Source organism: uncultured Marinobacter sp. (genome assembly GCF_913055835.1).
In the GTDB taxonomy this organism is placed as follows: Bacteria; Pseudomonadota; Gammaproteobacteria; order Pseudomonadales; family Oleiphilaceae; genus Marinobacter.
Genome location: NZ_CAJXKQ010000002.1, coordinates 205,666 through 227,149 on the forward strand (window position 1 = coordinate 205,666; position 21,484 = coordinate 227,149).

Below are 21,484 nucleotides of genomic sequence, written 5' to 3' on the forward strand. Positions count from 1 at the left end.
GACCATTTTGAAGAACCAAAGGACACCAACCATGCTCAGGCGTACCAAGATTGTCGCCACCCTCGGCCCCGCCACTGACTCGCCGGAATCCCTCGCGGCCATTATTGCCGCCGGTGTAGACGTTACCCGACTGAACTTTTCCCACGGCAGCGCCGAGGAGCACATCGGCCGAGCTCGCCGTGTTCGCGAGGCGGCAGCTTCGCAAGGCCGGTTCGTCGCCCTGCTGGCTGACCTGCAGGGCCCCAAGCTCCGCATCGCCCGCTTTGCGGAGAACAAGGTCACCCTTCAGGCAGGCCAGACGTTCGTCCTGGACGCTGCCATGGACAAAGAGGCCGGTACCAAGGAAAGAGTCGGGATCGATTACGAGCAGCTCATTGAAGATGTGGAACCTGGCGACATTCTGGTTCTCGATGACGGTCGCATAGAGATGGAAGTTCAGTCGGTCAGTGAGCACAGCATCACCTCCACTGTTCTGATCGGCGGTCCGCTCTCCAATAACAAGGGTCTGAACAAGCGTGGCGGCGGCCTGTCCGCCGAGGCACTGACAGAAAAGGACAAGCAGGACATCGTGACAGCCGCCAAACTGGGCGCGGATTACGTGGCGGTTTCGTTTGTTCGCACCGCCGAGGATATGCACATAGCCCGCCGCCTGCTGAAAGAGGCAGGCTCTGATGCGGGCCTGGTCGCGAAAATCGAGCGAGCGGAACTCGCCGACGATGTGGAAGCCCTGGACGCGGTCATCGAAGCGTCCGATGCGGTGATGGTCGCCCGTGGCGATCTGGCCGTGGAAATCGGTGACGCCCAGCTTGTTGGCGTACAGAAGCACATCATTTCCCGCGCCCGCGTGCTCAACCGTGCGGTGATCACCGCTACCCAGATGATGGAGTCGATGATCACCAGCCCAATGCCAACCCGAGCCGAAGTCTCAGACGTTGCCAACGCGGTTATGGACTACACCGACGCGGTGATGCTCTCTGCCGAGACCGCGGTGGGTGATTACCCCAAAGAAGCCGTGGAAGCTATGGTGCGCATCTGCCTGGGTGCAGAAACGCATCCATCCATGCACCAATCCAAGCACCGGATTCATGAGAGCATGGAAGCGGTGGACGAGGCCATTGCCCTGTCGGCCATGTACGCGGCCAACCATCTTGAGGGCGTTTCAGCCATTATCTGCATGACCGAAACCGGCGCCACGCCAAGACTGATGTCCCGCATCAAGTCGAGCCTGCCGATCTTTGCATTCTCACGCCATCACTCTACCCAGCACCGCGTTGTGTTGTTCCGGGGCGTCCAGACGGTGCCTTTCGATTCTGCCAAGATTCCGAATGAGCGGACGAATGCGTTAGCGGTGTCTGAGCTGGTGAACCGGGGGGCAGTCAAGGAGGGTGATCTGGTGGTGATTACCAAGGGTGATTATGTGAATGCCCAGGGTGGGACCAATACCATGAAGATTGTTCGGGTTGGGTCAGATATTCGCTGACTGCAAGCATTCTTTCCAGCCCTCAGTCGATTGGTGCATGGCCGCGTAGCCTGCGGCGATGTGCGAATCGGCAGCGGGGTTCCCCTTTCCAAAAACCGCTACGAGCACATCCATGTGCGCTTGGCTGTGGCCATCCTTGGCCACAGACATTTTTGGAAAGGGGAACCCCACTCCCTCCCCCGAAGTTTTTTCAGTCTTCGCTGTGTGACAGCTTTTCTAGCATTGAGAGCGTCATGTAGGTCGGATTAGCCGCAGGCGTAATCCGACAAACAATCTTTAAACCGGGAAACCCACCACGAGTCCGTCGGATTACGCCTGCGGCTAATCCGACCTACGAGACAACGAAATCACGGTGCCTACCGGCGTTATCGAAAGGGTTGGCAAGCCCTTTGGGGCGGGGTTCCCGGAAATGTCGCTGGCCATGGATGGCCAGCGCCAAGCGCACATGGGTGAGGCGGAGCGTTTATGAAGCGAAGCTTCATGCGACAGACGAACGACAGCAATCTGTGATTGCTGGCTGGACCCCAAAGGGGTGCTTGTAGCGTTTCCCGGGAACCCCGCCCCAAAGGGCAAAAACTCCCAAGAAGCAGGCTACACGGGCAATTAACCACAGTCAGAGGTCAGCAAGACTCCCCCGCGCAATCTCCGTAATCTGCGCCCAGTCTTTGGCCGCCACCACATCCGCAGGGGTCAACCAAGTACCACCAACAGCCTGGACGTTGCCGAGTGCCAGGTAGTCGGCTGCGGTGTTTCTGCGGATGCCGCCGGTTGGACAGAAGGTGACATCCGGGAAGGGACCATTGAAGGCTTTCAGGGCCGGGATGCCGCCGGCGACTTCGGCGGGGAAGAATTTGAATTCTCGGTAGCCTAGATTGTAGCCAACCATCATTTCCGAGATGGTGGCAATACCCGGCAAGAGCGGCGCTTCCGAGGTTACGCCGAACTCCAGGATGGATTCGGTTACGCCCGGGGTGATTACGAACTGGGCGCCAGCCGCTTCAACCTGGCGATATTGGGCAATGCTGGTGACAGTGCCCGCGCCCACCCAGGCGTCTGGAATGGCTTTGCGGACTTCTTCGATGGCCTTGAGGCCGTGTTCGGTGCGCAGGGTGATTTCCAGGACGTTGATGCCGCCATCAACGAGCGCCTGACACAGGGGCACGGCGTCCTCAAGCTCCTGAATAGCGATGACAGGCACAAGGGGTGAGGATTGCAGTACTGCCCTGACGCGCTCGCGATGGTAGTCGGAAAGTTGGTTCATGGTTTTCTCCATAACAAAGGTCGGGCGTTTCAGGGGCTCCAGAACAGCTGGAGGCCAGGCTTGAGGAAAGCCCTGATGGGCATTTCGAGAACCTTATCCGGTTCGGACAGGGCTCGCTCCAGTGTCTGCAGCTTGTCCTCGCCTTTCAGATGCAGTGCCGTGAAACGGGCATCCCTCAGGGGCGGCCAGGTCAGGGTGATGCGTTTTTGCGATTGCGACGGGGGCGTGGTGGCCGCAACGATGTCCTGACACTCCGGATCCATGGCGCCCCGTAGTTCCGGCGCGTCCGGGAACAGCGATGCCGTATGGCCGTCGTTGCCCATACCTAGAATCAGCACGTCGATGGGCAGGGCCAAATCGGCCAGCTCGGCCTTGACCCGTTCCAGGCCTTCGGCAGGTGTGGCACCAGGCTTTTTGAGCGACAGGAATCGGGCCGATGCAGCCTTGTTCTGCAGCAGATTCTCCCGAACCAGGCGAGTGTTGCTGGCGTCGTCGCTTTCGTCCACCCAACGCTCATCCGCCAGCAGGACGTCTACCCTGCTCCATTCCAATTCCTTGTCCGAAAGTGCCTTGAAAAATGGCAGTGGCGTGGAGCCGCCGGATACCACCAGGCTCGCCCTGGGCGCTTCTCTCAGACGGGCAGCCAGAACCTCTGCTACTGCGTCCGCCAGATTCAGGGCGACGCTCTCGGGCGTTTCTCCCGAGCGGTCGCTGACTCCCTCAGGCAAGCGAAGATCAGACATCTTCATACCAGCTCCTTCCGTCCCGGGTAATCATGGCGATGGAGGCAACCGGGCCCCAGGTTCCAGCGGCGTAACGCTTGGGCGGTTCGCCGCTGTCTTTCCAGTTCTGGATAACCTGGTCTACCCAGCGCCAGGCGAACTCCACCTCGTCACGGCGGACAAACAAGTACTGGTTGCCTTTCATCACCTCCCACAACAGACGCTCATAGGCGTCGGGTATCCGGTCGGTGGCAAAGGTCTCGGAGAATGTCAGTTCCAGCGGGCCCTGGCGCAGGCGCATGCCCTTGTCGAGACCCTGGTCCTTGGTGAGGATCTTCAGAGCCATGCCCTCATCCGGCTGCAGGCGAATGATCAGCTTGTTATTGGCCAGGTGCTTCTGGTCCGGATCAAAGATGTAGTGCGGCGCCGGCTTGAAGTGGATGATAATCTGCGACAGCTTTTCGGGCAGGCGTTTGCCGGTGCGGATGTAAAAAGGAACACCGGACCAGCGCCAGTTGTCGATTTCGGCTTTCAGTGCAACAAAGGTTTCGGTGGCACTGCCCTTGTTCGCACCCTCCTCTTCAAGATAGCCGGGTACCGGTTTGCCGTTGCTGGTGCCAGCGGTGTACTGCCCGCGAACAACATAGCTGTCCATCATGTCTGGCGTTATCTGCTTCAACGCCTTGAGCACTTTTACCTTTTCATCACGGATGCTGTCGGCAGACAGGTCGGAAGGCGGGTCCATGGCAATCAGGCACAGCAGCTGCAACAGATGGTTCTGGATCATGTCGCGAATCTGGCCAGCCTTGTCGAAATAGCCCCACCGGCCCTCAATGCCCACGCTCTCAGCGACGGTGATTTCCACGTGGGATATGTGATTCTGGTCCCATTGGGAGGCAAACAGGTTGTTGGCAAACCGCAGGGCGATCAGGTTCTGGACGGTTTCCTTGCCCAGGTAATGGTCAATCCGGAAAAGCTGGTTCTCGTTATAGACCTCGCCCAACTCATCGTTGATCACCTTCGACGACTCCAGGTCGTGGCCGATCGGTTTCTCTACCACTACACGTGTCTTTTCGGTACAGCAACTGGCGGAGCGGAGATTTCGGGCGATCACACCATACATGGACGGTGGGGTTGCCATATAAACAATGAGCTCATTGTTGGCGTCATCACGCCACTCGTTGAGCACACCAAAGGCGTCCGGTTCGTTGAAATCCAGAATCTGGTAATCAACCCGCTTGAGAAAGGATTTGGCCAGTTCGGCATCGAACTCTTCCGGCTTTACGTGCTGCTTCAGTTTGTCGAACAGCTGCTGGCGCACGGTCTCGGTATCGGCCTCGGTGCGGGCAATGGCCAGCACCCGGCTGCCATCGGCCAAAAGATTGGCTCGCTCCAACTGATACAGGGCCGGAAACAGTTTACGCTGGGCAAGGTCCCCCAACGCTCCAAATAGCATCAGGTCACAACGGGTATTGATCTTGTTGACCATTGGTTCCTTCTCTCTGGTGGGCAGTCCGTCGCATAAACTCGACGACAGGACTCAATGTAGTAATTTTAAACAAATAATGACATCCAAAAATCAAATTTCCAAGAAAAAACTGCGTTTCGTGATATTTTTACTACCCCAAAACCTGTAAAAAAGCGGTATAATCACCGCGTTTTCAAGACACCGACCGCCCATGATTCAGGGAGTACCATTGATGGCCGCGAACCAGGCGCACCGTGACGACAATCTGCTTGAGGATATCCAGTCCAGGCTGGAGTCCCTCAACAAATCCGAGCGCAAAGTGGCCGAGGCCATTCTTCGCGACCCAAGTGCGGCCACCCGTTACAGCATAGCTGCCCTGGCCAGAGCCGCTGATGTCAGTGAGCCAACGGTAAACCGTTTCTGCCGGGGCTTCTCGGCCACGGGCTTTCCGGATTTCAAGATCCGCCTCGCCCAGAGCATTGCTACTGGTACCCCTTACATTGGCCAGAATGTGGAGCCGGACGACACCGTTGCCGAATTCGCCGACAAGATCATGCTCAGCACCATTGCCAGCCTGGACAAGGCCCGGCAGGCGCTCGACCCAAAAGCCCTGGCCACCGCAATCGATTACCTGATCCAGGCCAAGCAGATCAACTTCTTTGGCATGGGCGGTTCTGCTGCCGTGGCCATGGACGCCCAGCACAAGTTTTTCCGCTTTAATATCCCGGTCATGTCCTACGACGACGCCCTGATGCAGCGCATGGTTGCAGCCGGCGCCAACGTGGGTGATGTCATCGTACTCATCTCCTACACAGGCCGCACCCGGGAAACCGTGGACATCGCCCAACTGGCACGGGCAAACGGTGCTACCGTCATTGGCATCACCAACCCGGACTCTCCCCTGGCAGAAAGCTGCACGGTGGTACTGGGCGTGACCGCTCCGGAGGACACCGAGGTTTATATGCCAATGTCGTCACGCATCATTCACCTGAGCGTTATCGATATCCTGGCAACCGGCGTAACCCTCAAACGCGGCGCGGACTTCCTCGGGCACCTCAAGAAGATCAAGGAAAGCCTCAAGCCGACACGCTTTCCAACGAACTGAAAACGGCCACAAAAAAGATACCAAAGCGAATAATAGAGGGGCTCATCCTCCTACGCCCCTCCTCCCCCTGAAAACTCACCCCCCAAATTCTTCGGGGCGGATGATGTACTAACCCCTACGTTACAACACTATGAAATCCGGTTTCCCAATGTCTGATTGGCAGAAGCTGCAATCGCGGGAACCGGAAGCCTGATCCGGCCATTGCCGATCCAATTTCGGCATCCGGAGATTCCGCTTCCCTGACATTTAAAAAAGATAAAAAGCACAGGACACAGATGATGCAAAACAAAAAGCGCTTTTCTGTAAACAAGCTTCCCCTGGCTGCTGCAATCACTGCCGCAGTCCTGGCAACGCCAGCCGTTGCCGTTGACTTCCACGGCTATGCCCGGGCAGGCGTGTCCACGAACATTGGCAGCGGTGGCGAGCAAACCTGTTTCGGCAGCGGCTCCACCGGCCACTACGTTGGTCGTCTGGCCGATGAGTGCGACACCTATTCTGAGCTGGCACTGGGTGATGAACTGTTCAGCCAGGACGGAAAAACCTTCCGTTTCGATTCCATGCTGGCCTACAGCGCCAACCGCCAGGGTAACGATTACCAGGCCCTGAACGGCTTCAACAACATCAACAACGTGGATTTTGGCAACCAGGAAACCACGTCGAACAGCTCCGACCCCTACGGCGGTGGTGATATTGCGCTTCGTCAGCTTTATGTTTCCGCTAACAACGTGATCGAATCACTGCCCGGCGCCACCCTTTGGGCCGGTAAGCGCTTCTACAAGCGGAAGGATATTCACCAGCTGGATCTGTTCTATGTCAGTAACGCCGGCTACGGTGCTGGTGTCGAGAACATCACCGCGGGCCCCGGCCAACTCTCACTGGCCTACACCAACTCCGATACCAGCGACGGTGACAACTTTGTTCAGAACAACAAGGTCGACGTGCGCTATTCCTTCCCTCTGGCAGGCGGCAACAACCTGGAGCTGATCGGCATCTACGCCATGGCCGACCTCACAGACGCCCAGGAAGACGCCGGCATTAATGATGAGAACGGCTATTTCTTCACCGCCGAGTTCTCTTCCGGCGTGATGGGCGGTTTCAACAAGTTCGCGGTTCAGTACGGTGCCGATTCCATGGGCTTTGCGCTGGCCGAGAATGCCAGTGGTGGCCGGGTGGACAACGGCAACGTGGCCGGCTACTTCGAATCCAGCTGGCGCGTACTCAACCACGGCGTGATCAAGCTTGGCAAAGACTGGGACCTGGGCCACTCCGTGGTCTACGAGCAGGCGGAGTCTCATGACCCGTCCGCCAAAGACGGCGAACGGCTAAGCATCGTTGCCCGCCCGATCTACAACTGGTCGCCGGTAATGAGCACCGCAATCGAAGTGGGCTACAGCGATACCGATCGCCCCTGGTTCACCGAATCCCAGGATCTCGGTAAATTCGCAATCGCCCAGCAGTGGCAAGCTGGCCCCGGATACTGGGCGCGCCCGGTCATCCGTGCCTACGCCGCAACCTTCTTTGGTGACGAAGCCGAAGGAGCTCGCGGTGGCGAAGGTGTCGATGGAGATATCCAGATCGGCGCCCAGATCGAAGCCTGGTGGTAAGGCTCTAAAACCCACACTCTCGTTGGACCTCCTCTGGGCCGGCTTTTGCCGGCCCCTTTTTTTGCCTGCTGAACCCTTTCTACTACCCCGGCACCATTCCATCTACGCCCCGAAAAATTGCCCGACGAAGGATGTCCTTCCGGCTTTATCACGCAACTATGAACCTGACCCAAAAGGGTTCAAAGCCAAACAAAAACAATGGAAAAGGGGATTTCCCATGCCTGAGCAAAAACTGGTTGCGGGCAGCCTTGCACTGGCGTTTTCGCTGGCGCTGGCCGGCTGCAATTCCGGAAGCGACAACCCTGCGCCGGACGACGGCACCGGTGGTGGCGGCCAGACCGATGCACTCCTCGAGCCGGGCGAAAACGAAGCGCTGCTCTATTACAAACGACCTGACGAAAACTACAGCGGCTGGGGCCTGCACCTCTGGAACAACCCGGCGGACGGCTGTGACGGCCTTGCCGAAGGAGTTCCAACCGAATGGAGCAGCCCCCGGTTGCCCGATGGTGTCAGCGACACCTACGGTGCCTGGTACCTGATCCCGATGCGTGAAGCCGGAGAGTGCATGAACTTCATCGTGCACAAAGGTGATGAAAAAGACCTGGGCGGCCTCGACCACCGCTGGCACTTCGGCTCCCTGGGCGATCGCATCTTTACCCTGAGCGGCAGCCAGGAATTGTCCCAAACCCCGATCGAGGCAGAGGCCGTTACCATCGCCGGAGCCAAGGCTCACTGGCTCGATGAAACCACGGTAGTGATCAAGGACGCAGGCAGCCTTGCCCGGGTTGAGCTGCGGCATGACCAGAATGCGCAAATCACCGTTACCGAAAACGAAACGCTTGACGGCGGACAGCCCCTGGCACTCTCTCCAACCTCTCTTGCCCCTGCCCTTGCGGAGAAATTTCCGCACCTGAGTGACTGGCCAGCCTTTGAGGTTCAGGCAGGCAACTCTGACATCCAAACCGCCCTGAAAGGCCAACTGGTCGCCGCCGGCTTTAACAGCAGCGACGATCTGGTTATGGCCACCGGCGTCCAGATCCCGGGGGTGCTGGACGATCTGTTTGCCTATAACGGAGAGCTGGGTGCCGTGATAAACGGCGCTGACGTGGACTTCGCCGTTTGGGCGCCCACCGCACAGTCATTGCGTCTGCACGTTTTCGACGATTCAGGCACGCTGCTTCCGGGCTATCCCGTCAGCATGACTGAGGCCGATGGCGTCTGGACCCACAAGGGCAGTTTTGCGGAACTGGATCAGCAGTTCTACCAGTACGAGGTGACTGTCTACCACCCCAGGACGGGCGCCATCGAGACCACGATGGTTTCAGATCCCTACGCGCTCAGCCTCTCAACCAACGGTCAGTACGCCCAGGTTGTGGATCTGGAGAGCAACCACAAACCGGCTGGCTGGGATTCGCTGTCAACGCCGGCCATGCTGGCTCCGGAGGACGTGGTTGTCTATGAAACCCACATTCGTGATTTCAGTGCCACCGATGAAACACTCGATCCGGCACTCAGAGGCAAGTATCGGGCATTCACCGCGCCCGCAGACGGCAGCGTCGATAGTGTCGCGCACCTGAAATCCCTGGCCGATGCCGGTGTCACCCACCTGCATCTGCTCCCCGCTTTCGACATTGCCACCGTCAACGAGGACCCCACCGGGGTTGTCGACATCAACGATGACTTCAGCCGTCTTTGCGATCTGTCCGAGGAGGCTGCCAGTGCCTATCAGGCATACTGCGCCAGTGGCAAAACGATTCGTCAGGTGCTGGGTGAATTCGATCCGCTGACTGGCGACGCCCAGGCCCTCTACAACACCTTCCGTGACCTGGACAGCTTCAACTGGGGTTACGACCCGGTACACTTCACCGTTCCGGAGGGCAGCTATGCCTCCGACGCAGACGGCACCCAGCGCATCGTGGAGTTCCGGGAAATGGTACAGGCGGCCACTGGGCTTGGTCTGAACGTCGTTATGGATGTGGTCTACAACCACACCAACTCATCCGGGCTTGCCGAAAATTCTGTCCTGGACAAGCTGGTTCCCGGTTATTACCACCGCCAGAATCCGGAAACCGGAGCGGTTGAACAGTCCACCTGCTGCGAGAATACCGCCAGCGAGCACGCCATGATGGAAAAGCTCATGGTGGACTCACTGGTAACCTGGGCGGACCAGTACAAGATCTCCGGTTTCCGCTTTGATCTCATGGGCCACCATATGCTCAGCAATATGGAAAAAGCCCTCGCAGCGGTAAAGGCGGTTGATCCTGACACCTACTTCTACGGGGAAGCCTGGAACTTCGGCGAAGTGGCCAACAATGCCCGGGGCAAAAACGCCATCCAGTCGAATATGGCAGGCACCGGCATCGGCTCCTTCAATGACCGGCTCCGGGATGCCGTCCGTGGCGGTGGCCCGTTTGACGGCGGCGATGCCATCCGCGCCAACCAGGGCTTTGGCAATGGGCTCTTCACCTTACCGAATGATCGCAACAGTGGCAGCGAAGATGAGAAAAACCGCCTGCTGCAGGTCAGCGACTGGGTGCGCATCGGTATTGCCGGCAGTCTGAAAGATTTCAGCTTTGAGACTGCCAGCGGAGATATCCTGAGCGGCGCCCAGATCGACTACAACGGGCAGAATGCCGGCTACACCGACGATCCCCAGGAAATCATCAACTACGTCTCGAAGCACGACAACCAGACCCTGTGGGACAACAACCAGTACAAGGCGGATTACGCCGCGACCACCATGGAGCGGGCACAGATGCAGGTGGTCAGCCTGGCCGTACCCACCCTCAGCCAGGGCATCCCATTCCTGCATATGGGTTCGGAGTTGCTGCGCTCAAAATCCATGGAACGGGATAGCTACGACTCCGGCGACTGGTACAACGAAGTGGATTTCAGTTACCAGAGCTCTGCCTGGAACCGGGGACTGCCTCGCCAGGACAAGGACGGATCGAACTGGGATCTGATCACCGAAGTGATTCAGTCTGCAGGGGCGGGTGCGACGCCTACGCCTGAAGCGATTGCCTACACCAACGAACAGGTACGCGAACTTCTGACCGTGCGCAGGGACAGCCCGCTGTTCCGACTGCAAACGGCCGAGGCTATCCAGAACCGACTGCGCTTCCTGAATACCGGCACCGGGCAGATTCCCGGAGTGATCGGTTACAGCCTGCTGGATGACACCAGTAACAACCTGCCCGATCTGGATGCCGTCAATGATGAGATCGTCGTCGTCATCAACGCCAGCAATACCACTCAGACACTAAACACGTCGCTGAGCGGCACCTTTAATGTCATGGCGGACACATCACCCACAGGCACTGCCAGCGCATCGGACGGTGACTTCTCCGTTCCGGCGCTTTCCGTTGGCGTTTTTGCCCGCTAACCAGCCCTCGATACAGCCACCGGAGAACCCGGTGGCCTTTACAAAAAGAAGGAGAATACCCATGAACATGAAACTTCACACACTCGCACTGGCTTCCGTCCTGGCCGTCACCGGCTGCGCTACGACCGGGGGCGAGCGGGATTACAGTGAGTCTCTGTACCTCCGAGGCCAGTTTGCCTGGTGGGATGCACTGCCCGAATACAAGGTAAAGAAAGTCGACAGCGGACTGTACCGGACTGAAGTGGAACTGAAAGCAGATGGCCAGCCCTACGAGTTCAAGTTTGGGGATGCTAACTGGAGCAGTGGCACCAATTGCGGCTATCTCTCGGAGGCCGACGACAAGGTGGTTGAACTCGACAAACCGGTTAACGCCAATTGTTCCGCCGTATTCGAGAACTTCCGCTTCACGCCGCCGGAGTCGGCGGTTTACGGATTCTACTTTGACACCTCCGGCGAAGTGCCTCAGGTCTATATCAAGAAGGCCGAATAGCAGAAAAGCCCGGGCATTCGCACCGGGCTTTTCATCCTTCGCGGGGCGCCAGTCGGCGCCCTTTTTATGGACCAGAAATCAGGGTCTCTCGACTTCCGCCCGGTTCCTCAGGAACTGCTGGTAGGCAGCGTACTCACGCTGGCCTTCCAGCGACGCCAGGAATTCACGGAGCTGGTTCAGCTCGGTGCTTTGTTCGGCTACCTGACCGTCGGTAACCTCATCCAAAGCGATTACAGCGGCTGAATTGGCCGTCACAGCCTTGCCGAAACGGGTGTCGTCGGCAGGACGGGGCAGAGAAAAGACCTGCTGCAGAATGGCTGGCCCAACATCCGTGGAATTTCTGGCTACGCCCTCGTAGCTTGACCATTCACCAATACCCTCCGGGGTTTCGCCCGCCTCAAGGTCAGCAATGATGGTATCGGCCCTTTCCGAGAGCGCTTCACGTGTCCTGCGCTGCTCAAGGTTGGCACGGATCTGATCGCGAACCTCATCCAGCGGCAGCTGCTCTGCCTCGTGGTATTCACGAACCCTCGCGACCACAGAAACATTGTCACCGACATCGATCAGCTCGGTATTGTAGCCGGCTTCCAGGACATCCTCGGAGAACAACTGCCGAACCAGCCCGGCATGATCAAACGGAGCCTGGCCACCTTCGCGGGTAACACCGGTGGCCTCACGAACTTCGAGCCCGAGCTCTTCTGCCGGGCCGGCCAGATCATCGGCTGCATAGGCGGAGTCGGCAAGCTCGGCGCGAACTTCCGCAAAACGCTCCCTGGCCTGTTCGCGAGCCAATTCACGACGAAGCCGCTCTTCCAGCTCGGCCAGGGATGGCACCTCTGACTCCCTCACATCGTCCAGGCGGATCAGGTGGACACCAAAAGAGGTCCGAACCGGCTCGGAAATTTCCCCTTCCTCGAGGGCGAACAAAGCCTCCTCGAAAGGCTCGGCGTAGATACCACGGCCAGCGTAACCGAGATCGCCGCCCTCTTCCGCGGAGACGGTATCAATCGAATACTCCTTTGCCAGGTCGGCAAAGGACTCACCGGCCGCCAGACGCTCCTGGATGGTGGCCATGGTTTCGTCCGCCTCACTGCCTTCTTCAATCAGGATATGGGAGGCACGACGCTCTTCGCTCGCCAGGTCCGCCGCCCGCTGCTCATAGTAGGCCTGAAGCTCCGCGTCGTCGATTTCAATGTTCTCTGCGAGAGCGCCAAGCGAGAGCGTGATATAGGCAGCATCGACCCGCTCCGGCTGCTGGAATGCCCCTGAGTTCTCTTCATAGAAGGCTTCAATATCAGCTTCGGTAACCGAGATGGAATCCGCCACTGCGTTGGCCGGAATTTCGAGCACCCGGAAACTGCGGGTCTGGTTCTGGATCTGAAGCAGCTGCTCGGCGTTTTCATCCGCCACCAGGCCACTCTGGACGATGCCGGCCCGGATCTGGTTTACCACATACTGCTTGCGCATGGCTTCGCGGAACTCGCCGACGCCCATGCCCATGTTGCGCACCGTGGAAACAAACCGGTCACGGTTGAACTGTCCATCCACCTGAAACTGTGGCATCTGGGTAATCAACGCATCGATATCGGCATCATTGAGTTCCAGCCCCTGAGCGTTGGCGTCCTGGATCAGGACCTGCTCCTGGATCAGGGAATCCAGCACGTCCGTCCGGATCTGGTCTTCGTTGAGCATGGAAGGATCGGGGGTTTCCATTCTGGATAGCCGGCGCTGACTTTCCATTTGCACCACGCGGAGAAACTCCCGCTCGGTAATATCCTCGCCGTTCACCGTTGCCACCTCAGGCTCGCCGGAGAAGCCGCCAACAATGGCGTCCATTCCCCAGATGGATAGCGACACAATCAGAAGACCAATGATGATCTTGGCAATCGTGCCCTGGGCATTTTCCCGAATATCTTGAAGCATGTTTCTCCCGGATCCCTGTTCAAGGTCGTGCAGTGTTATTCGTTTGAGCGCGCGTTATGGGCGGACCTAACGTAAAAAGGCGCACCCGGTCTGGAATGCGCCTTGAATTCTTCTTGGGTGGCTTCCTGTGACAGAAGCCACCAGAGAAAGAACCGTTACTTAACGGCGTCTTTCAGGGCCTTGCCTGCTTTGAACCCAGGCACTTTGGAGGCCGGAATCTTGATCTCGGCACCAGTCTGCGGGTTACGACCGGTACGAGCAGCACGCTCTTTAACGGAGAAGGTACCAAAACCGATCAGAGTTACCTGATCGCCTTTTTTCAGGGCACCGGTGATGGAGTTGGTCATTGCGTCCAGAGCACGGCCAGCGGCGGCTTTGGAGATATCTGCGGACTCTGCAATTGCATCGATAAGTTCGGACTTGTTCACACTAAACCCCTTCGATTTCAGGTTGAAGATGTTATAGGTTGGTTTGTTTTTTCTCGGACGTTCTCGACTATCGCATAAGCGGTCAGAGAATTCCATTCTTCAGTTTTCTTATTCCTTTCGGCTTAATACCGGCATTCGGAATAGGCACTAACTGCGCGGGAGCCCTTGGTATTGGCTGCTTCACGGCGAAACAGTTATACCAATGGGCTCTCAGGCATGTCAACAACTCATCAAGGCTTTAATGTGTATTTATGCGTTCTGACGCGTCACCGTCTTCGTCACGCGGCTTACCAGACCCGGTTTCCGGGGACGAATCCTCGGCCCTGGGCTCGGGTGGATAAGCCAGCGCAATATCCAGCACTTCGTCAATCCACTTCACCGGGCGGATCTCCAGCGATTCCTTGATGTTCTCCGGTATCTCTTTGAGATCCCTTACATTTTCATCAGGAATAATCACTGTCTTGATGCCACCCCGATGCGCCGCCAACAGCTTTTCCTTCAGACCGCCGATGGCCAGTACACGACCGCGCAGAGTGATCTCACCGGTCATCGCAACGTCGGCGCGAACCGGAATCTTGGTCAGTGAAGAAACCAGCGCCGTGCACATACCGATACCGGCGCTCGGACCGTCTTTCGGTGTAGCACCCTCCGGTACGTGGACGTGCAGATCGTGTTTCTCGTGGAAATCATCCGCGATACCCAGACCGGGCGCGCGACTGCGTACCACCGTCAAGGCTGTCTGGATGGACTCCTGCATCACATCTCCCAGGGAACCGGTCTTGACCACCCGGCCCTTGCCAGGCGTAAGCGCGCATTCAATGTGCAGCAGTTCGCCGCCCACCTGGGTCCACGCCAGACCGGTCACCTGACCAATCTCGTTCTTTTCCTCGGCGAGGCCGTACTTGAATTTCTTGACCCCCGAGTAGTCCTCGAGCATGTCCTGAGTCAGGGTCACAGAGGCCTTTTCACCACTCTCCACATGGTCGCGTACCACCTTGCGGCAGATTTTCGCGATCTCACGCTCCAGGCCGCGCACGCCGGCTTCACGGGTGTAGTAGCGGATCAGGTCGCGGAGAGTATCCTCGGGCAGCTTCAACTCGTCCTTGCGCAGCCCGTTCGCCTTGATCTGCTTGGGCAACAGATACCGCAGGGCGATGTTGACCTTCTCGTCTTCGGTATACCCCGGGATCCGGATGATTTCCATCCGGTCCAGCAGCGCCGGCGGAATATCCATGGAGTTGGACGTGCACACGAACATCACATCGGAGAGATCGTAATCCACTTCCAGATAGTGATCGTTGAACGTGTGATTCTGCTCCGGGTCCAGAACCTCAAGCAGCGCTGATGCCGGATCACCGCGGTGATCCATACCCATCTTGTCGATCTCATCGAACAGGAACAGCGGGTTTTTCACGCCCACCTTGGACAACTTCTGCAGAAGCTTGCCGGGAAGCGCGCCAATGTAGGTTTTCCGGTGGCCACGAATCTCGGCTTCATCCCGGACGCCACCCAGGGCCATGCGGGTGTATTTCCGGTTGGTAGCACGGGCGATGGACTGCCCGAGGGACGTTTTACCAACGCCGGGAGGGCCAACCAGGCAAAGCACCGGTCCTTTGACCTTCTTCACACGGCTCTGAACCGCAAGGTACTCCAGAATACGCTTCTTGACCTCATCCAGGCCGTAGTGATCCCTGTCGAGGATTTCACGAGCTTTCTCGATGTCGTGACGGACACGGCTGCGCTTCTTCCAGGGAATGGCCAGCATCCAGTCAATATAGCCACGCACAACAGTCGCCTCGGCGGACATCGGCGACATCATCTTGAGCTTGTTCAGTTCGGTTTCGGTCTTCTTGCGGGCCTCTTCCGGCAAACCGGCTTCCTCGAGCTTCTGCTCGAGCTCCTCGAAGTCGTTGTTGCCTTCGCCCAGGTTACCCATCTCCTTCTGGATAGCCTTCATCTGCTCGTTCAGGTAGTACTCGCGCTGGCTACGCTCCATCTGCTTCTTGACGCGGCCACGGATGCGCTTCTCAACCTCAATCAGGTCAATTTCGCCGTCCAGCTTGCCCAGCAGCAGGTCCACCCGCTTGCGAATATCCAGGGCCTCAAGCAGTTCCTGCTTTTCGGGAATCCGCATTTCAAGGTGAGCAGCCATGGTGTCGGCCAGACGCTCCAGCTCCTCAATGCCGGTAAGCGCATTGGAAACTTCGGAGGGCACCTTCTTGGACAGCTTTACGTATTTCTCGAACTCGTCCATCAAGGTCTTGACGAGAACTTCCTGCTCACGCTTGGGCAACCCTTCTTCATCCATGAGCACAGCGCCACCTGAGAGATACTCGCCCTCGGTAATATCGCTGATGGTGGCCCGTGCGTTGCCCTCCACCAGCACCTTGACGGTACCGTCGGGCAGGCGAAGCATTTGCAGGACCGTGGCCAGGGTGCCCATCTCGAACACATCCTTCGGGCCGGGTTCATCGGTGGAAGCGTCTTTCTGGGCTACCAGGAGGATTTCCTTGCTTCCTTCCATTGCGGCTTCCAGAGCCTGAATGGATTTTTCTCGGCCCACGAACAGCGGGACCACCATGTGCGGAAACACCACTACGTCACGCAGCGGAAGCAGCGGGTATTCTTGCACGGCATTTTCGGGTATACGGGTCATTGGGAATCCTCTGACGGTATTTCTTTCAGCATATCACCCTTCATTGGGGCGCCCGCAAAAATTGCAATCTTTTTACCAAACGAAACAGGGCAGGAAACTCGGGATACAAAACGCGAAAAGGGGCGTCGCCGCCCCTTTTCATTTCAACCGATGAGCCAGACTCAATCCTCGGGCACAGCCTTGGCGTGATCACTGCTCGCGTAAATCTTGAAGGGCTCGGAATCCCCACTAATTACGCTCTCATCGATCACAACCTTGGTTACGTCATGCTCGGAAGGAATCTGGTACATGGTGTCCAGCAGTGTCGCTTCCATGATGGAACGCAAGCCACGAGCGCCGGTTTTGCGCTCCATGGCCTTACGGGCAACCGCCCGCAAGGCGTCTTCACGGAAATCCAGTTCAACACCTTCCATATCAAACAGTTTCTGGTACTGCTTGGTCAGGGAGTTCTTGGGCTCGGTCAGAATCTGTACCAGCGCCTCCTCATCCAGCTCGTTGAGGGTTGCCACCACAGGTAACCGACCCACGAACTCCGGAATCAGGCCGTATTTCACCAGATCCTCAGTCTCGACGTCCTTTATGATATCGCCCGTATTCTTGGCATCGTCCTGACTGGCTACTGAGGCAGAGAAACCGATGCTGTTCTTCTCGGTACGCTCACGAATGACCTTGTCGAGCCCCGCAAAGGCACCACCGCAGATAAACAGCATGTTGCCGGTATCAACCTGCAGGAACTCCTGCTGGGGATGCTTTCGGCCACCCTGCGGCGGAACCGACGCTACGGTGCCCTCGATCAACTTCAGCAGTGCCTGCTGAACACCCTCACCAGAGACATCCCGGGTAATGGACGGGTTGTCTGACTTGCGGGAAATCTTGTCAATCTCATCGATATAGACAATGCCTCGCTGGGCCTTGTCGACATCGTAATCACACTTCTGCAGCAGCTTCTGGATGATATTCTCAACATCCTCACCCACGTAACCGGCTTCGGTCAGGGTCGTTGCATCTGCAATAGTAAAGGGCACGTTCAGCATCCGAGCCAGGGTCTCGGCCAACAGCGTCTTACCACTACCGGTCGGACCGATCAGCAGAATGTTACTCTTGCCGAGCTCAACATCACCTTTGCCCTCGCCGTAACGAAGACGTTTGTAGTGGTTGTAGACCGCAACCGACAGCACCACCTTGGCCCGGTCCTGACCAATGACGTATTCATCAAGGGTATTGCGGATCTCGGCCGGTGTAGGAAGGCGATCGCTCGGCTCTTCCTGCGCATTCTCCTGGATCTCTTCCCGGATAATGTCGTTGCACAGGTCGACGCACTCGTCGCAGATGAACACCGAGGGCCCTGCAATGAGCTTTCGGACTTCATGCTGGCTCTTTCCACAAAACGAGCAGTAGAGCAACTTGCCGTTATCGTCGCCCCTGCCGTTTCTTTCATCTGCCATTGAAATACCTCTGATCTCGTTTTGCCGGCGTCACTGCCTGATACGCCGGCCAAGTATGATGCGATTACTTCCAGTATTATTTATTCGGTACGCGCTTATCAAGTATTGAATCAATCAGCCCATACTCTTTCGCCTGACCCGGATCCATGAAGTTGTCACGGTCGGTATCCTTGGCGATGGTTTCCAGATCCTGCCCGGTATGATGCGCCAGGATAGAGTTCAGCGTGTGCCGGATTTTCAGGATTTCCCGCGTGTGAATCTCGATATCCGTTGCCTGACCCTGGTAACCACCCAGCGGCTGATGAATCATTACGCGGGAGTTGGGCAGGCAAGCCCGTTTTCCGGCAGCACCGCCGGCGAGCAGGAACGCGCCCATGCTGGCCGCCTGGCCCACACAGAGGGTCGCAACGTCCGGCTTGATAAACTGCATGGTGTCGTAGATGGACATACCCGCAGTTACAGAACCGCCCGGGCTGTTAATGTACAGGTGAATATCCTTGTCCGGATTCTCAGACTCGAGGAACAGGAGCTGGGCCACAATAAGGTTCGCCATGTGGTCCTCTACCGGGCCCACCATGAAGATCACCCGCTCCTTGAGCAGGCGGGAATAAATGTCGAACGACCGCTCGCCGCGAGCTGTCTGCTCGATAACAATCGGTACCAGTCCTGAATTGGTAACCATTGCGGGACCATCGATTGGTTTCTGCGTCATGATGCGCCTGAACTCCTTATGGACAATGGGTCGTGGACTCGAGCCACGGCGGTTTCAATAATGTTGCACCCCATACTTTGCCAGCAGCGGCCCCAGATGAAAACAGCCGGACATGCCGGCTGTTCTCTGGGTCGGCCATCGGGGCCGGCTCTTGAGCCGATCCCGGGCAAAAATCAGCGCTGGGGCTGACCGGCCTGGACGGCCTCTTCGTACTTGACCTTCTTCTCTTTGACCTTGGCCTGCTCCAGCACATGGTCAACAACGGCATCTTCCAGAACGGAAGACTCGATCTGGCTCTTCTGCTCCGGGTTGCTGTTGAAGTGAGCAACAACTTCATCAGGCTGTTCATACGTAGACGCGATTTCCTGGATCTTTTCGTCTACTTTTGCCGGGTCGGCTTTCAGGTCGTTCTTCTTGACCACTTCCTGGAACAGCAGGCCGGTCTTCACGCGGCGCTCAGCCTGCTCCTGGAAGATTTCCTTCGGCAGCTGCTGGAAATCAACCTGGCCGCCGAAGCGCTGAACCGCATCCTGGCGCAGGCGATCGATTTCCTGGTCAACCAGAGCAGCCGGGATATCCAGCTCAGTGGTTTCCAGCAGTCCATCAACAACGTCGTTCTTGACCTTGTTGGAAACCGCCTGCTTGAGTTCGCGCTCCATGTTCTTTTTGACTTCTTCACGGAAGGCAGCTTCATCTTCGGCATCAATGCCGAACTTCTTGAAGAATTCGGCGTCGAGTTCCGGCAGTTGCGGCTCTTCAACCTTGTGAATCTTGATCTCGAACTTGGCCGGTTTACCCGCCAGGTCTTCGTTGTGGTAGTCCTCCGGGAAGGTAACCTCAATCTCCATGTCCTCGCCGGCCTTACCACCAACGATGGCCTTCTCGAAGCCAGGGATCATCTGACCGGAACCCAGGGTCAGGCGGTGACCTTCAGCGGCGCCACCTTCAAATTCCTCGCCATCAATAAAGCCTTTGAAATCAATGGTCAGCACGTCCTTGTTCTTGGACTTGCGCTTGACTTCTTTCATGGTGGCCTGCTGGCGACGCAGGTTGTCGATCATGTTATCGACGTCTTTGTCAGTGATCTCGGAGGTCAGCTTCTCGACTGAGATCTTGCTCAGATCGCCCAGTTCGATTTCCGGCAGCACCTCGAAGGTAGCAACAAACTCAAGGTCCTTGCCCTCTTCCATGGTCTTGGGCTCGAACTTCGGCCATCCGGCCGGGTTGATATCCTGCTCCTGCAGTGCCTTGATGTAGTTGTCGCGCATAACCTCGCCAACCACTTCCTGGCGGACGCTGTCACCGAAACGACGCTTGACCACGCTCATGGGCACCTTACCCGGACGGAAACCGTTCAGGCGAACGTTACGCGCGGTTTCCTGCAGGCGTTTCTGGACCGCCTGGTCGATTTCCTGGGCGGGCACACCAATCGTCATGCGACGCTCGATGTTGGAGGTCGTTTCAACAGACACTTGCATGGAAGTTCCTCAAATTACAGATTCTGTAGGTGAATGAAAATTAAACCAAAATCCCGGCAGGAGCAGCTCACCCCAAAGGGACGCAAAATTAAAAGCCGGTAGTTTATCACGGTTTGCCCCGCCGAGAGAATCACCCGGCCACCCTGAATATGGGTTTGAGACGCGCCTGACAACGCGGTACGGGAACACAATGGGGACAAATCAGAAAAAAGAAAGGGTGGTGCGAGAGGAGAGACTCGAACTCTCACGGTATTACCCGCTGGAACCTAAATCGTTCAGCGTGACAGTGAAAGTTGTTAGGACTCTGTTCTTACAGCTTTCCTTAGATTTGCGATGTACGGTTGTGTGTCATTTTTGCCGGATTTTGGCACACTTTTGACACAGTTTAGACACCCTGTGGGGCACCTAATCTTCCTTCCTTTATATAGGTGCTTTCAGGCTCACCCTTGAGGGCACTTTTAGGGCCTTCCTGCCCCTCTTCCAGTGCCAGTATCGCTAGGTCTAAATCACCCTGTGACAGGTGGGCATAACGAAGCGTTGTTGTGATGACACTGTGACCCGCTAAACGCTGAACATGGGTGATAGGTACACCCCTTTGAATCAGCATTGTACAGAACGTATGCCTACACACGTGCGGTACGAATTGCGGATCATTGGCTAGCTCTAGGAAGTCCCTCCCTCTGTTCCAGTAGTGGGTTAACCTCCAATTGGTCCAATCTGGGAAGATTCGACTATCAGGGGCTTTGTTTTCTTTATATCTGTCAAACACCTCTCTTACTCGTTTAACCAAAGGTACAGATCTAGCTTTACCGCTTTTTGATTCCCATACTGTTAAATGGGTATCGGTTACGTCTCTAACTGTAAGTCTCCATAACTCAGACAACCTAAGACCTGTGTTGATTAATATAACAATCATATCATCTACTTCTGGCTTAATGGCTTTAAGATAACTAATAATATTTCTTTCTTCTTCATCTGAAATCCAACGTATTCTATGTTCAGCTTCTTTATACTTTGGAATTTCACAATCAAAGTCTTTCGATATATACCCCCTCTTCTTGGCGTGCTTAATCATCACACTTAGTGAAGAATACTTACGATTAATAGTAGCCGGTGACACCTCTTCGTTCTCTTCCTGCATCATCACGCCTACATCATCAATCATTCTCTGTGTGATGTTCTTTACTAGAGCATCTTGCCCAATCAGTTCGACAATAGCTTTTCCGTTGATTTCATGGGTTTTGGTAGATTTCTGGTTTTTCCATCTAGTCCGTGTAACTTCCTGCCTAAGCTCTTCCCAAGTGATAGCTTCTGTCTTGCCTTCCTTATT

15 protein-coding genes are annotated in these 21,484 nt (G+C 56.6%); 5 read left to right on the forward strand and 10 right to left on the reverse strand.

From position 1 onward, the window contains the following. The first annotated feature begins 31 nt into the window (after positions 1–31). Positions 32–1,480, forward strand: a complete 1,449-nt coding sequence (pyk, locus tag QZ534_RS02575; RefSeq protein WP_296931117.1) for a pyruvate kinase — start codon at positions 32–34, stop codon at positions 1,478–1,480. A 613-nt stretch (positions 1,481–2,093) separates the two neighbouring features. Here the strand turns inward: pyk and QZ534_RS02580 are convergent. The 3 genes from QZ534_RS02580 to zwf are packed head-to-tail and all read right to left on the reverse strand — an operon-like array spanning position 2,094 to position 4,952. Further along, on the reverse strand, positions 2,094–2,741 hold the full coding sequence (locus QZ534_RS02580; RefSeq protein ID WP_296931119.1) for a bifunctional 4-hydroxy-2-oxoglutarate aldolase/2-dehydro-3-deoxy-phosphogluconate aldolase: 648 nt from the start codon (positions 2,739–2,741) through the stop codon (positions 2,094–2,096). A gap of 29 nt (positions 2,742–2,770) precedes the next feature. Beyond that, positions 2,771–3,484 carry a 6-phosphogluconolactonase gene (gene pgl, locus QZ534_RS02585; RefSeq protein ID WP_296931153.1) on the reverse strand — a complete coding sequence of 238 codons (714 nt, stop codon included), beginning with the start codon at positions 3,482–3,484 and terminating at the stop codon, positions 2,771–2,773. Then, entirely contained in the window at positions 3,477–4,952 is a 1,476-nt protein-coding gene (zwf, locus tag QZ534_RS02590; protein WP_104322841.1) for a glucose-6-phosphate dehydrogenase, read from the reverse strand. Before zwf ends, pgl begins: the two co-directional genes overlap by 8 nt. Before the next feature lie 211 nt (positions 4,953–5,163). Here zwf and QZ534_RS02595 point away from each other — a divergent pair, with 211 nt between their 5' ends. From QZ534_RS02595 to QZ534_RS02610, 4 genes are all read left to right on the forward strand, one after another. Next, a complete protein-coding gene (locus QZ534_RS02595; RefSeq protein WP_296931123.1) occupies positions 5,164–6,036 on the forward strand; it encodes a MurR/RpiR family transcriptional regulator in 873 nt (290 codons plus the stop codon). A gap of 275 nt (positions 6,037–6,311) precedes the next feature. Then, positions 6,312–7,640 (forward strand): carbohydrate porin, encoded by a 1,329-nt coding sequence (locus tag QZ534_RS02600; protein ID WP_296931125.1) that lies wholly within the window; start codon positions 6,312–6,314, stop codon positions 7,638–7,640. 217 nt (positions 7,641–7,857) lie between these two features. Further along, positions 7,858–11,022: a pullulanase-type alpha-1,6-glucosidase gene (gene pulA / locus QZ534_RS02605; protein WP_296931127.1), complete on the forward strand. Its 3,165-nt coding sequence runs from the start codon at positions 7,858–7,860 to the stop codon at positions 11,020–11,022. Between the two features lie 61 nt (positions 11,023–11,083). Beyond that, entirely contained in the window at positions 11,084–11,512 is a 429-nt protein-coding gene (locus tag QZ534_RS02610; protein WP_296931129.1) for a hypothetical protein, read from the forward strand. Positions 11,513–11,590: 78 nt separating this feature from the next. On the opposite strand, the gene QZ534_RS02615 is transcribed toward QZ534_RS02610, so the two are convergent. The 7 genes from QZ534_RS02615 to QZ534_RS02645 all read right to left on the reverse strand — a co-directional run. Beyond that, positions 11,591–13,435, reverse strand: coding sequence for a SurA N-terminal domain-containing protein (locus QZ534_RS02615; RefSeq protein ID WP_296931131.1), 1,845 nt, complete (start codon positions 13,433–13,435; stop codon positions 11,591–11,593). A 155-nt stretch (positions 13,436–13,590) separates the two neighbouring features. Continuing rightward, positions 13,591–13,863, reverse strand: a complete 273-nt coding sequence (locus tag QZ534_RS02620; protein ID WP_008174603.1) for an HU family DNA-binding protein — start codon at positions 13,861–13,863, stop codon at positions 13,591–13,593. Positions 13,864–14,101: 238 nt separating this feature from the next. After that, positions 14,102–16,519, reverse strand: coding sequence for an endopeptidase La (lon, locus tag QZ534_RS02625; RefSeq protein ID WP_296931133.1), 2,418 nt, complete (start codon positions 16,517–16,519; stop codon positions 14,102–14,104). A 161-nt stretch (positions 16,520–16,680) separates the two neighbouring features. Further along, positions 16,681–17,964 (reverse strand): ATP-dependent Clp protease ATP-binding subunit ClpX, encoded by a 1,284-nt coding sequence (gene clpX / locus QZ534_RS02630; RefSeq protein ID WP_296931135.1) that lies wholly within the window; start codon positions 17,962–17,964, stop codon positions 16,681–16,683. 76 nt (positions 17,965–18,040) lie between these two features. Beyond that, positions 18,041–18,676, reverse strand: coding sequence for an ATP-dependent Clp endopeptidase proteolytic subunit ClpP (gene clpP / locus QZ534_RS02635; protein ID WP_069183301.1), 636 nt, complete (start codon positions 18,674–18,676; stop codon positions 18,041–18,043). 173 nt (positions 18,677–18,849) lie between these two features. After that, positions 18,850–20,154, reverse strand: coding sequence for a trigger factor (gene tig / locus QZ534_RS02640; protein ID WP_296931137.1), 1,305 nt, complete (start codon positions 20,152–20,154; stop codon positions 18,850–18,852). Positions 20,155–20,539: 385 nt separating this feature from the next. Beyond that, positions 20,540–21,484 (reverse strand): site-specific integrase (locus tag QZ534_RS02645; protein ID WP_296931139.1); only part of this gene is annotated, 945 nt, incomplete at its 5' end.

Bases quoted from the DNA above. Each gene is read 5' to 3' on its own strand.
- clpX (WP_296931135.1), bottom strand. From the start codon at position 17,964: ATGGCAGATGAAAGAAACGGCAGGGGCGACGATAACGGCAAGTTGCTC.
- zwf (WP_104322841.1), bottom strand. From the start codon at position 4,952: ATGGTCAACAAGATCAATACCCGTTGTGACCTGATGCTATTTGGAGCG.
- QZ534_RS02580 (WP_296931119.1), bottom strand. From the start codon at position 2,741: ATGAACCAACTTTCCGACTACCATCGCGAGCGCGTCAGGGCAGTACTG.
- QZ534_RS02600 (WP_296931125.1), top strand. From the start codon at position 6,312: ATGATGCAAAACAAAAAGCGCTTTTCTGTAAACAAGCTTCCCCTGGCT.
- clpP (WP_069183301.1), bottom strand. From the start codon at position 18,676: ATGACGCAGAAACCAATCGATGGTCCCGCAATGGTTACCAATTCAGGA.
- pulA (WP_296931127.1), top strand. From the start codon at position 7,858: ATGCCTGAGCAAAAACTGGTTGCGGGCAGCCTTGCACTGGCGTTTTCG.
- lon (WP_296931133.1), bottom strand. From the start codon at position 16,519: ATGACCCGTATACCCGAAAATGCCGTGCAAGAATACCCGCTGCTTCCG.
- QZ534_RS02615 (WP_296931131.1), bottom strand. From the start codon at position 13,435: ATGCTTCAAGATATTCGGGAAAATGCCCAGGGCACGATTGCCAAGATC.
- tig (WP_296931137.1), bottom strand. From the start codon at position 20,154: ATGCAAGTGTCTGTTGAAACGACCTCCAACATCGAGCGTCGCATGACG.
- QZ534_RS02595 (WP_296931123.1), top strand. From the start codon at position 5,164: ATGGCCGCGAACCAGGCGCACCGTGACGACAATCTGCTTGAGGATATC.
- pyk (WP_296931117.1), top strand. From the start codon at position 32: ATGCTCAGGCGTACCAAGATTGTCGCCACCCTCGGCCCCGCCACTGAC.
- QZ534_RS02610 (WP_296931129.1), top strand. From the start codon at position 11,084: ATGAACATGAAACTTCACACACTCGCACTGGCTTCCGTCCTGGCCGTC.
- pgl (WP_296931153.1), bottom strand. From the start codon at position 3,484: ATGTCTGATCTTCGCTTGCCTGAGGGAGTCAGCGACCGCTCGGGAGAA.